This window comes from Spongiibacter marinus (genome assembly GCF_016906995.1).
Classification (GTDB): domain Bacteria; phylum Pseudomonadota; class Gammaproteobacteria; order Pseudomonadales; family Spongiibacteraceae; genus Spongiibacter; species Spongiibacter marinus.
In genome coordinates this window covers 342999-354569 of the sequence record NZ_JAFBBD010000001.1, presented here as the reverse complement: position 1 = coordinate 354569, position 11571 = coordinate 342999, and the positions used below count along the sequence as shown (strand labels likewise).

General features: G+C 55.4%; 12 protein-coding genes. 5 read left to right on the top strand and 7 right to left on the bottom strand.

Annotation, left to right across the window (positions count from 1 at the left end; all coding sequences use genetic code 11):
- Positions 1 to 13: 13 nt before the first annotated feature.
- The 7 genes from HNR64_RS01680 to HNR64_RS01650 form a co-directional block, all read right to left on the bottom strand.
- Complete coding sequence (locus HNR64_RS01680) at positions 14 to 1153, bottom strand: alpha-L-glutamate ligase-like protein (protein WP_204994874.1); 1140 nt, start codon at positions 1151 to 1153, stop codon at positions 14 to 16.
- The gene (locus tag HNR64_RS01675; protein WP_204994873.1) at positions 1150 to 2685 is read right to left on the bottom strand and encodes an inactive transglutaminase family protein; all 1536 of its coding nucleotides are present in this window, start codon (positions 2683 to 2685) and stop codon (positions 1150 to 1152) included. The genes HNR64_RS01680 and HNR64_RS01675 overlap by 4 nt, the downstream gene beginning before the upstream one ends.
- Positions 2682 to 3260: an ATP-dependent zinc protease family protein gene (locus tag HNR64_RS01670; protein ID WP_204994872.1), complete on the bottom strand. Its 579-nt coding sequence runs from the start codon at positions 3258 to 3260 to the stop codon at positions 2682 to 2684. Before HNR64_RS01670 ends, HNR64_RS01675 begins: the two co-directional genes overlap by 4 nt.
- 104 nt (positions 3261 to 3364) lie before the next feature.
- Positions 3365 to 4735 (bottom strand): deoxyribodipyrimidine photo-lyase, encoded by a 1371-nt coding sequence (gene phrB, locus HNR64_RS01665; protein ID WP_204994871.1) that lies wholly within the window; start codon positions 4733 to 4735, stop codon positions 3365 to 3367.
- Entirely contained in the window at positions 4732 to 5691 is a 960-nt protein-coding gene (locus tag HNR64_RS01660; RefSeq protein ID WP_204994870.1) for a YbgA family protein, read from the bottom strand. The genes phrB and HNR64_RS01660 overlap by 4 nt, the downstream gene beginning before the upstream one ends.
- 80 nt (positions 5692 to 5771) lie before the next feature.
- Positions 5772 to 6128: a c-type cytochrome gene (locus HNR64_RS01655; RefSeq protein WP_239547418.1), complete on the bottom strand. Its 357-nt coding sequence runs from the start codon at positions 6126 to 6128 to the stop codon at positions 5772 to 5774.
- On the bottom strand, positions 6118 to 6639 hold the full coding sequence (locus HNR64_RS01650) for a MarR family winged helix-turn-helix transcriptional regulator (RefSeq protein WP_036255765.1): 522 nt from the start codon (positions 6637 to 6639) through the stop codon (positions 6118 to 6120). Before HNR64_RS01650 ends, HNR64_RS01655 begins: the two co-directional genes overlap by 11 nt.
- A 231-nt stretch (positions 6640 to 6870) precedes the next feature.
- On the opposite strand from HNR64_RS01650, the gene ectA reads away from it, so the two are divergent.
- From ectA to HNR64_RS01625, 5 genes are all read left to right on the top strand, one after another.
- Entirely contained in the window at positions 6871 to 7407 is a 537-nt protein-coding gene (gene ectA / locus HNR64_RS01645) for a diaminobutyrate acetyltransferase (RefSeq protein ID WP_204994869.1), read from the top strand.
- 38 nt (positions 7408 to 7445) lie between these two features.
- Complete coding sequence (gene ectB / locus HNR64_RS01640; protein ID WP_204994868.1) at positions 7446 to 8717, top strand: diaminobutyrate--2-oxoglutarate transaminase; 1272 nt, start codon at positions 7446 to 7448, stop codon at positions 8715 to 8717.
- Positions 8718 to 8808: 91 nt separating this feature from the next.
- Positions 8809 to 9192, top strand: coding sequence for an ectoine synthase (locus HNR64_RS01635; RefSeq protein WP_204994867.1), 384 nt, complete (start codon positions 8809 to 8811; stop codon positions 9190 to 9192).
- Between the two features lie 53 nt (positions 9193 to 9245).
- On the top strand, positions 9246 to 10685 hold the full coding sequence (locus HNR64_RS01630) for an aspartate kinase (RefSeq protein ID WP_204994866.1): 1440 nt from the start codon (positions 9246 to 9248) through the stop codon (positions 10683 to 10685).
- Positions 10673 to 11563, top strand: a complete 891-nt coding sequence (locus tag HNR64_RS01625) for a TPR end-of-group domain-containing protein (protein ID WP_204994865.1) — start codon at positions 10673 to 10675, stop codon at positions 11561 to 11563. Before HNR64_RS01630 ends, HNR64_RS01625 begins: the two co-directional genes overlap by 13 nt.
- Positions 11564 to 11571: the final 8 nt, after the last annotated feature.

Sequence of the window (11571 nt, the reverse complement as noted above, 5' to 3'; positions counted from 1 at the left end):
GGGCCGATGGCCCCTACTGTTGGGCCGGCGGTGGATTGCCTGACTGGGGCACGCGAATGCCGGCATCGACCGAGGGATCGTCTGCGCCCGGTTTGCTGGCCGCGCGTATCGCCGCTTCTTCATCGGCCGCCTCTTGCGCAGCGCGCTGCTCGGCGAGTTCTTTCGCCAGGGCGGCGCACTCGGCATTGGCAAAGGTGTTTTGGCAGAACGCCAGGCGCTGGTCGGGTGTTGGCGCGTTAACTCCCTGTTTCTCCAGGCGCTCTATCTCGGCTTCGACGGCTTGGCAGCGAGCCGACAGGCCGGTGTCGTTGGCGATTTGAATGTTGAGCCCCGGCCGCGCGTTGAGCTCTAACATCATAGGGCCCAGGTCCTTATCCAGTACCATATCAACACCGATATAACCCAGGCCGGTCAGCTCATAGCAGCGCGTTGCCAGGGAAATAAAGCCCTCCCAAAACGGCAGTTCAACACCGCGAACGGGGTTGGTGGTGTCGGGGTGGGTTTGAATCTTTTTGTTCAGCCAGGTGCCGTCGAGGGTGATGCCGGTGGCCAGATCAACGCCGACGCCAATGGCGCCTTGGTGGAGGTTGGCCTTGCCGCCAGACTGGCGGGTGGGCAGGCGCAGCATCGCCAGAACGGGATAGCCCTTTAGCACGATGATGCGAATATCGGGCACGCCCTCGTAGCTGATAGCGCTGAAGATAGGGTCGGGGATCACGCGGTACTCGATTAGCGCGCGATCGCGATGACCCCCGAGGGAATAGATTCCCGAGAGTATGCCCGACAGGTGGAATTCAATATCCTCAAGGCTGAGTAAGCGGCCCCCGGCGCTGCGGTAATAGCCCTCGAATTGATCGGCGATCACCATAATGCCATCACCGCCAGCACCCTGAGACGGCTTGATGACGAAGTCACGGTGGCTGCCGATAATGTCGCGAATCCGGCTAATTTGTTTCTCGGAATCAATGATGCCGTACATGGGCGGCACATGAATTCCGTTGTCTATCGCCTTTTGCTTGGTGAGAATTTTGTCGTCGACCAAGGGGTAAAGGTGGCGAGCGTTATAGCGCAACACATAGTCTGAGTTGCGCTCGTTGATACCCATAATCCCCTTCTCGCGAAGGGTCTTCCAGGTTTTGAATAGCGAGGTCATTGGCCGTCCTTAAGCATTGCTTTAAAGCGGAATAACTCGCTGATGCGATAGCCTCGGTAGTGGCCCATGGCCAGCATAATCGCCATTAGCATCAATAACACGCCGGGGAAGGTAAACACGAAATAAATCCACGGTGCGTAGCTCATCATCAAGTGGGCCAGCGTAGCGGCAATTAAGGTGCCGATGCCCACTTTTAGACTGTGCAGCCCGCCCCGCTCTTCCCAGACGATCGACAGTCGCTCAATCGACATGGTCAGAATCACCATTGGGAACAGCGCAATCGACAGGCCACGGTCGAGCCCCAGTTGGTGGCCGAGCACACTGATCAGCGCCATCACAATGACGACGAAGGTCAGCACGACCGAAAGCCGCGACAGTAACTGCAGGTGCAAGTGCTCCAAGTAGGAGCGCAGCCCCAGGCCGAGGGCAGAAATGGTGGTGAAGAGGATGATCCCCCACACCACCTGCGTTTCCCTGAAGGCCAAGCCGATTAACACGGGGGTGAAGGTGCCCAGTGTTTCAATGCCGACAATGTTGCGCAGGAACAGGATCAACATCACCCCAATGGGAATCATCAGAATAATTTCAAAGGTCTGCTGAGACTGCAGTGGCAGGCTGTACATCGACAGCGCCCAGCTGTTTTCCTGGCGGCTTTCATTAATGCTCTGCGCCAGCATGATGGAGTTCATGGTTTGCCGGGTTGAATTGATTTCCACCTTAACCTGTCGGCCGCCATCCACTTTCACCAGTGGGTCGCGTCCCGTCCACCACACAATGCGGTCATCGGGCAGGCCAAAGACGCCGGTTTCGGTATTGAAGTACAGCCAGCGCTGGCCATTGTAGCTGCGCATCCACAGCTCGGGCTGTTGGGTGCCGCTGCTCAACAGGCGCAGGGTGTGCACCTGCTCAACGGGAATGTGGGCCGAAGACAGCAACAGCTCAAGTACGCGGGACTTGCTCAGCTGAGAATAGTCGTTGCGCAGCAACAGCCGCGCATTGTCGTTGCTGCTGTCATTAATCAGCTTAATGGCTTCGCGAATAAAGGTCTCAATATCGGCGGAATGTTCGCGAATGGGTTTTAGCAGGGCCTCAACGGCCACTTTTTCAACACCTTTGAGATTGGGGCTCTCGCGAAACTGGGGGCCGGGTTCTTCATTCGACAGGCGCGTATTGCTGCGCTGGGTCAGCATCAGCCGGTAGAACAGTTGCTGCTGACCTTCGGCGCGGCGTGCCGACCACACAGCACGCCGGTTCTGTTCTAGTTCATCGATGTTCACCCCGTAGTTGCGAGCGATGAAGCTTTCATCAAGGGTGATGAATTTACTCCAGCTTGGTGGCAGATACATCTGCACCTTCACTGGCGTTTTTTCCCGTGCGTTAAAGCTGATTTTGGTGTCGATAACCCAGACCGGCTCGGTGGTCTCCGCGCTGACCGGAATGTTCAACGCAAAAATCTGCCAGGCCGTGGCCGCCGCACCGAGTAACAGCAAGGCTGCGGCAAGCACTTTAACGTGCAGTTTGACGCCTTTCATTCGGCGCTCTCCTTATCGAGTTTTTTTGCCTTTTTTGCGCAGGCATTTTTGTCTTGAAGGTATTTTTCGCTGGGGTCGACAATCGCGTTGAAGGCTATCAATGGGTCAGAGCCGACCAGCATGGCCTTTGAAAATTGTCGGCGATCGGCCAGGTTCACTTCAACTTTACGAGAGGTGCCGCCGATACAAAGGGTCAATTCAAGCACTGGGCGGCGGTGGTAGTATTTGTCGTCTTCATCCATGTCGCCAGCCCGACGAATAATACGGATGTGTTTCTCCAATGGCTGCGAAACGGATTTGAGCTCGCCACTGGGCAGTACCAAGTCGAAGTGCACCATGTCGGGCTCGTCGCCGCGCCCCTTCTTCACTTTTGGGTTAATGGCGTTGATGGAGGCGCTCTCTGCACCAGTGTCAATTTTGGCTTTGTAGCGGACACCCAGTTCTTCGATATAGACATACTCACTGATGCCGAAGACGGTTTTCGCCTCGCTCACGGTTTGCGCATTGGACATCGCTGCTGCCGACAGGCTCATGGCGGCGCTAACGATCAATAGACTGTGTCGAAGTAGTTTCACATCTTCTCCCGGTAATCGATGGTGGCGTCGTCGTTGGTTCTCTAGCATAGAACACCGCGCTGTGACGGCGCCAGCGTTAAAGTCTCAACAGGGCTTGCCGGGCTTTAGTCTCTAATTTCCTGAAAAAGTGCTAAACAGGTTTCGCGACTTTCCTTGTGGTCGACAATCGCCTGGGGGTAGCCGGCGACATTTTTGGGTTGGTGCAGCGCCTTGCCGGAGAGCTCGCGCAGTTCGGGAATAAACTGCTTGATGAACTCGCCATCGGCGTCGAAGCGCTGACTCTGCGTGGTGGGATTAAAAATGCGGAAGTAAGGCACGGCATCGGTGCCGGTGGAGGCCGCCCACTGCCAGCCGCCATTGTTTGATGCGAAATCGGCGTCGATAAGCTGCTCGAGAAAATGCCGCTCACCCCAGCGCCAGTCAATGTGGAGGTGTTTGCACAGGAACGACGCGGTGACCATGCGCAAGCGGTTGTGCATCCAGCCGGTCTGGGCGAGCTGGCGCATGCCGGCATCGACGATCGGGTAGCCTGTCTCCCCGGCTTGCCAGGCGGCGAAGTGTTCGCGCTTGTTGCGCCAGCGTAGTCTTTCGGTATCGGCTTGAAAGGCGCGGCCCTTAACCACTTGGGGAAAGTGGAAGGCCACTTGCCGGTAAAACTCGCGCCACAGTAATTCATTAAACCAGTTTCCGGCACTGGACTTGGCGTCCCACATGGCCTCGCCGCACTCCAGTTGCAGGCGCGCCAAGCATTGCCTGGGGCTGATAACGCCCAGCGCTAAGGCCGCCGATAAGCGCGAGGTGCCGTCGACAGCGGGAAAATTGCGCTGGTCGCTGTATTTGACGGCGCGCTGGGCACAGAATTCGCGAAGTTGATCAAGCACCGCCTTTTCTGTCACCGGCCAGGGGTCGGAGTCGCGCTCTTCGCCAAAGGCCTCAATGCGGGCGGTCGCCGTAGCGGCCGCTTGCGCTTGGGGGCGTGGCAATACGCGTGGGAAGTGCTCGCGCAAGCTCTGGCGGGCACGGCGCGAATACGGCGTAAACACTTTATAGGCGCTGCCGTCGTCTTTGGTACCAAGGCTGGGATGAATCAGGCAATCATCAAGCAGCGTCAAAGGAATTGAAAGCGCCCGCTTGCAGGCGGCATCGCGCTGCATTTCATCAACCAGGAGCTCTTCATGCGCGAATACTTGTGCGATGCCGTATTGCTGGCAGTAGTCCGCCAGCATCTTTGGAATATGGCGAAAATGCGCCGCATCGATAATGTCGAAGGGTATTCCCAATTCGGCGAGCTGTTCCGCCAAGGCCTGCAATGCGCGGCGCAAATAGTGGCGACGTATCGGTGCAATGCCGTGTTCGTCGAGCTGCGCCGGGCACAGGAAGTAGACGGCCCGGCAGGGGCCGGCTGCCACTGCGGCGCTGAGAGCGGCGTGGTCGAGGCTGCGAAGGTCGTTGCGAAACCAGACCAGTGCTGTCACAGGCCCACCCGCAATTTAAGGTCGCGCGGATACGGATCGAAATAGTATTGATCCAATAAGTAGTCGACTTGGTACTTTTTCAAAAACATGGAGAGCATCTCCAGTGGCACCAGCAGTGGCAGCAGGCCGTTGGAGTAGTCCTCAATCACCTTGGTTAGTTGTGCTCGGTCCTCTTTTTCCAAGTGGTCTTTGAAAAAGCCCTGAATATGCATCAGCGTGTTGCGATGGTTTTTGGGGTTCGCGGGTTTCTTCAGAGCGTCCATAAAGCGTCGGATGTACTCGTCGGCACTTTTCTCTAGGTTGTCACTAAGGGTGTCGGCGACCAGTGGCCCCAACTGCCGATAGATAGACTGGTTGTGTGCGAGCAATAGAAACTTATGCCGGCGATGGAATTCCTGCAGTGCGGCCACCGTCAGCCCCTCTGCTTGTATGGCTTGCCAACGCGAGTAAGCGATAACGCGCAGTACAAAATTCTCTCGCAGGGGCAGGTCGTTCAAGCGGCCATTTTCCTCTACGGGAAGTAGCGGCAAGGCTTCCATCAGCTTGCGAGCATAAATGCCCACGCCGACCTTGCCTAAGCCCTGACCCGTTTCAGAGACAACGGGAACGCGCTCCATGCCGCAGCTGGGTGACTTGGCGCAAAAAATATAGCCACTGATATGTCCGAGCTTTACGGCAGTGTCGCTGGCGAAAACCTGCATTTTCTCGGTGACATCCAGATCCGGGCCTTCCTTGCTGCCCTGTAAGCGCGGATTCTCTGGGTCGCCGACCAGGCGGATGGTTGGGCGCGGTACGCCCATACCGATGGCCTGCTCGGGACAGACTTTTACAAAGTCGAAGTGTCGGCTGAGCTCATCGGTAGCAAAAGGGAGGCGCTTGTGGCCGCCATCATAACGAACTTGGTCGCCGAGCAGGCAAGCACTGATACCAATTTGAATCGGGTGGGGGAGTTCCATAGCAGCGTCCTCTGCGCACGTTCTTATGAGTAAAAATACGTGTTTGCATTGGCGCTAGATCAGCGCCACGAGGTTCTAGCTTAGTCGTTTTCGGCTGCTTTAGGCGAGGTTTGGTGCGGCGTGGCCATAAACGTGATCAGCGCACGATAGTCTTCGCGGCTGCAGCTACCGCACATCCCTTTTGCTGGCATGGCCTTAAAGCCACCTGCGGTGTGCTGCAGAAGGATATCCATGCCCTTTTCGAGTCGCGGCCGCCAGTCTTCGGCATTGCCGCTGCGAGGGGCTCCTTTAGTGCCGCGACTATGGCAGCTATAGCAACTCTGAATATAGAGCGTCTTTAAGTCAGGGGATGATGGCATCACCGCCTTGTTGCCGGGCTTGCCGCAAGCGGCCAGCAGCAAGGCTGAAAGAACAACGGCCGTGCGACTATTTTTCATTGAAGCCAAAGCTCGGTTGCTCATGTTCACTCTGGCGGTCGATGGCGCCCACATCCAGCAGCGGTGCAGCATCAATATGTTGTGCGTCCATCATCTGTGCAACGCGCTGTAGCGAGCTGATGATCTGCATTTGTTCCCAGTCCTGCAGGTCGCGGAACTGCCGCTTGAAGTATTCCTGGAGCGGTGTTGGCGCGTTGCGAATAATCTCTGCGCCCTGCTCCGTCAGGCAGGCAAACACCTTGCGCTTATCCTGGCTGGAGCGCTCCCGTACCACCAGCTGGCGCTTTTCCAGCCGGTCTATGATGCTGGTAACGGTCGCCTGGCTCAGGCTCACCTGCTTGGCGATATCGGAAATGATGGCGTCGCCCTGGTCGCGCAGAGTTTGCAGAATCAGCATCTGTGGCGCTGTCAGGCCGGAGGTCTTCATCAGGTGTTTGGAGTGCAAATCAACGGCGCGGGTAACGCGCCGCAAAGCAATCAAAACCTCTTCGATATTGTCGTCATCTTTCATGTTGGATGTCCTCGCAATCGGCCCATTTTAGTGCGCTTGCGGCAAAAATGCATCGCTATAATGCATCGCTCTCTAAGCCTTTGTTTGAAAAATGCTCAGCGCCGAGGTTATAATGCTTCGTGTACTAAGTAATTATTTGGGAGGTTGAGTTCATAAACAGGCCGAAAACGGTAAATATTGTCTAATTTTTGCCCATTATTGCGCCCTGTTTACAATGAACACAAATAAATTGTGTTGAAATCAAATGAAGCGACGTCAGCGGACGCTTTTGAGCTAAATTTTCGCCAACCAACGGCGGAAGATGGCTATCCACTCAATCAATTGGTGGCGAACAGCCCCCCCCTCGATCCGAATTCGGTCTACTGCAATTTACTGCAGTGCACCCACTTTGCAGAAACCTCGGTTGCCGTCGAAGAAAACGGCCAACTGGTTGGCTTTATTTCCGCTTACATCCCACCGGCAAAGCCCGACTCGGTATTCGTGTGGCAGGTTGTGGTTGATAAGAGTCAACGTGGCCGGGGATTGGCGAAGAAAATGATGCAGGAAATTGTGCAGCGGCCAGCCTGCGCCAATGTGCGATTTTTAGAAACGACGATCACGCCAGACAACGAGGCGTCATGGGCACTGTTCCGCAGCTTTGCTCGGGATATGAACACCGAGCTGAACCACGACATCTGGTTCGAGCGCGAGGCCCACTTCCACGGAAAACACGACAGCGAGGCGTTGCTTCGCATCGGACCCTTCCCTCGACCCCCTTTAGAACAATAGCGGTCGACAACATTAAAGGATGCTAAGAGGACATTATTATGACTATTTTTGATCAGCTTGAATCAGAAGTGCAGTGTTATGCACGTTCATTCCCGGTAACGTTTAATAAGGCGCAGGGTGAATACCTGTACGACGTTGACGGCAACAAATACCTGGATTTTCTTGCCGGGGCGGGCACGCTGAACTATGGCCATAACCACCCAGTGCTCAAAGAAGCGCTGGTTGAGTACATCATGCGCGACGGCATTACCCATGGTCTGGATATGCACACCGACGCCAAGGCCGACTTCCTCGACGCGTTTAACGAGAACATCCTCAAGCCGCGCGATATGGAGTACACCTTCCAGTTTACTGGCCCCACTGGCACCAACGCCGTCGAAGCGGCGATGAAGCTGGCGCGCAAAGTGACCGGTCGCAATACCATTGTATCGTTCACCAACGGCTTTCACGGCGTGACTCTGGGCAGTGTTGCGGCAACGGGTAACAGCCATCACCGCGGCGGTGCGGGTGTGGCGCTGGGCGACATCTCGCGTATGCCGTTCTGCGGTTACCACGGTCGCGATGCCGACACCATCAAGATGATGGACAAGCTGCTTAGCGATCCGTCGTCGGGTATCGATCTGCCGGCGGCGATGCTGGTGGAGTGTGTGCAAGGTGAAGGCGGTTTGAATGTCGCCAATAGCGATTGGTTGCGCGGCTTGGAAAAACTGTGCCGCAAGCACGATATCCTGTTGATTGTGGATGATATCCAGGCCGGCTGTGGCCGCACGGGTACCTTCTTCAGCTTTGAGCCCAGCGGTATTAAGCCCGACATTGTGACTATGTCGAAGTCACTGAGTGGCTACGGCCTGCCCTGCGCAATTGTATTGTTGCGCCCGGACCTGGACGTGTGGGCACCGGGTGAGCACAACGGTACTTTCCGTGGTAATAACCACGCTTTTGTTACCGCAGCGGCTGCCATCCGCCATTTCTGGAAAGATGAAAGCTTCTCTAACGAGATCATTGAAAAGTCGGCGATTGTGCGCGACCGCTTTAAGAAAATTTCTGACCGCTACGGCGTTACGCGCGCGGCGGTTAAAGGTCGCGGCATGATGCAGGGCATTGCCCTTGCCGATGGCGATACTGCCGATGCAGTTGCCCGCGCCTGTTTTGAGCGAGGCCTGGTAATTGAAACCTGTGGTAACCGTGGGCACATCGTAAAATGTTTCTGCCCGCTGACCATCGACAAAGACGAGCTGATTCGCGGCATGGACATCGTCGCCGATGCCGTTTCGGAAGTGTTGTTGAAAGACGTTAAGAAAGCGTCTTAATCCCGCCTTGTGTTCGGGCCCGCCCGGGCTCGATTTGGGTCCGCCGTAATGGCGGACCGTTGTATCGACTAAAGAAATTGGAAACCGAGTAATGATCGTAAGAACATTAGAAGAGTGTGAAAATTCAGAACGCAAAGTTGACGGTGGCAATTGGCAAAGTGTGCGCATGCTGCTGAAAGACGACAATATGGGTTTTTCTTTCCATATCACTACCATTCTTGCAGGTACCGAAACGCCGATTCACTACCAGAATCACCTTGAGTCCGTGTACTGCATGTCGGGCAATGGCGAGATTGAAACGGTTGAAGACGGCAAAATCTACAAAATTGAACCCGGTACGCTGTATATCCTCGACAAGCACGACAAGCACCTGCTTCGCGGCGGCAGCGAAGACATGAAAATGGCCTGTGTATTTAATCCGCCACTGAGTGGCAAGGAAGTTCACGATGAAAATGGCGTTTACCCCATTGACTGATTGTTAAAAAGCACGCGGATAACGTCCTTTTTAATGACCGAATGGAGAATACGATGTCACACAGTGTAGAAAAAATTGGCGGCACGTCGATGAGCGATTACGCCGCGGTGCGCGACAATATCATCCTGGCGGGAGCCGAGGGCGACCACCTGTACGGCAGAATTTTTGTTGTGTCTGCCTACGGTGGTGTAACCGACATGCTGCTGGAGAACAAGCGCAACGGTAACCCCGGTGTCTACGGTTTATTTGCCGACGACGAAGGCAGCGAAGCATTGTGGCGGGAAGCGCTGCGCAATGTGGCCAAAGCCCTGCACCAAATTAATGAGGAGTTGTTCGACGACGCCGAGCAGCTCAATGAGGCCAATGCGTTTATTGATGGCCGCTTATTCGAGGCCGAGCGCTGCATGGACAACTTGCACCGCCTGTGCCAGCACGGCCACTTTGGTTTGGAAGACCACCTGCTAACGGTGCGTGAAATGCTGGCCAGCATTGGCGAAGTTCACAGTGCCTGGAATACCGCCAAGCTGCTGCAGCGCGACGGTATTAACGCGCGCTTTGTTGACCTTTCCGGTTGGAGAATGGAGTCGGCAATCCCCTTGGATGCACACATTCTGCGCGAGCTGGATAAAATTGATGTGCAAAAAGAGCTGCCCATCGTCACCGGTTACGCCTACTGCAGCGAAGGCTTGATGGCGACTTTTGACCGCGGCTACAGCGAGATGACCTTTAGCCGTTTGGCGGTGATGAGTAAGGCCGACGAAGCGATTATTCACAAGGAGTATCACCTCAGTAGTGCTGATCCGCGTTTAGTGGGTGCCGAGAAGGTCGTGCCGATCGGCCGCACTAACTACGATGTTGCCGATCAGCTGGCCAACCTTGGCATGGAGGCGATTCACCCGCGCGCAGCCAAGGGCCTGCGCCAGGACAATATTCCGTTGCGGGTGAAAAACACCTTTGAACCCGAGCACAGCGGCACCTTAATCGATGGTGAATACACCAGTGAGCGACCCTGTGTAGAAATTATTGCGGGCCGCAAGCAAGTGTACGCGCTGGAAGTTTTCGACCAAGACATGGTTGGCTCGCTGTGGGATTACGAGCAGAAAATACTCAGTGCGATCTCTCGCTTTAAAGCGACGGTGATCACCAAAGATATCAACGCCAACACCATCACCCACTACTTGGGCACCAACCTGAAAACGGTTAAGCGCATTGTTAAAGCGGTCAGTGATGAGTTTACGACGGCAGAGGTCAGTACGCGCAAGGTGGCTATTGTGTCCGCCATCGGCAGCGATATGAAAGTGCCTGGCATGCTGGCAAAAACGGTCTCGGCATTGGCGTCGGCAGATATCAGTGTGCTGGCTATGCACCAGTCTATGCGTCAAGTGGACATGCAGTTCGTGATCAATGAAGATGACTACGAGGCAGCGGTCGCCAACCTGCACCGTTGTTTAGTAGAAGTCCATGATCACGGAGAGGCAATATGCGTGGCTTGACCCTGTGCTGGATAGTGGCAGCGCTACTTCCCTTAATGGCGTTTGCCGACTCGGAGCAAGAGGTCAGCGACACACAAGTTGATCAGCATATTGATCAACTTCAAGAGCCGCTCTACTCGCCCTTCATCGAGCGCTATATCCTCGATGAAGTGCGTTCGCTGCGGGTGGATATGGAGCGCAAGCACCGCGAACTCACTCAGGAAGTGGTGGATCGCGAGCTTGGCGCTGCAGATAAAGCGGTGTCTTACGCCACCAATACCGTTACCTACTTCTTCTATCTGATCGCCGGTGTCAGTTCGGCGCTGGTGTTGATCGGCTGGAATTCCCTGCGTGATATTCGCGACAAGGTTCACAGCGTTGCCAATGAGCAGGTTGCGGACATCGTTGAAGAATACGAAAAGCGCCTACGCGTGATAGAGCGACAACTCAAACAAGAAACTGAGCACATCGAGTCCAACCGCGAGGAAATCAACCGTACGCAGGAGATCCATTCGCTGTGGTTGCGCGCCAGTCAGGAGGCCAGTCCGGCGGGTAAAATTGGCATCTACGATCAAATACTTGCCATTCGCCCCAGCGATATTGAAGCCATTACCTATAAGGCCGATGCCGCGCTGGACCAGGGTGAGCCCCAGTGGGCGGTTAACCTGTGTAACCAGGCGCTGAGTCTCGACGAAACCAACGGTCATGCGTTTTACCAGTTGGCCTGTGCACACTCGGCAATGGGCAACCTCGACGATGCCGCTCGCTACTTTGCCAAGGCGGTTGCTCAGGCCGAGGCCTATCGCGAAGAGCTGGAGCGGGACCCCGCACTGGAATCACTGCGTGAGCACCCGCTGGTACACGAGCTGCTAGAGCCAACGGTTAACGATAATATTTAACGCTGCTC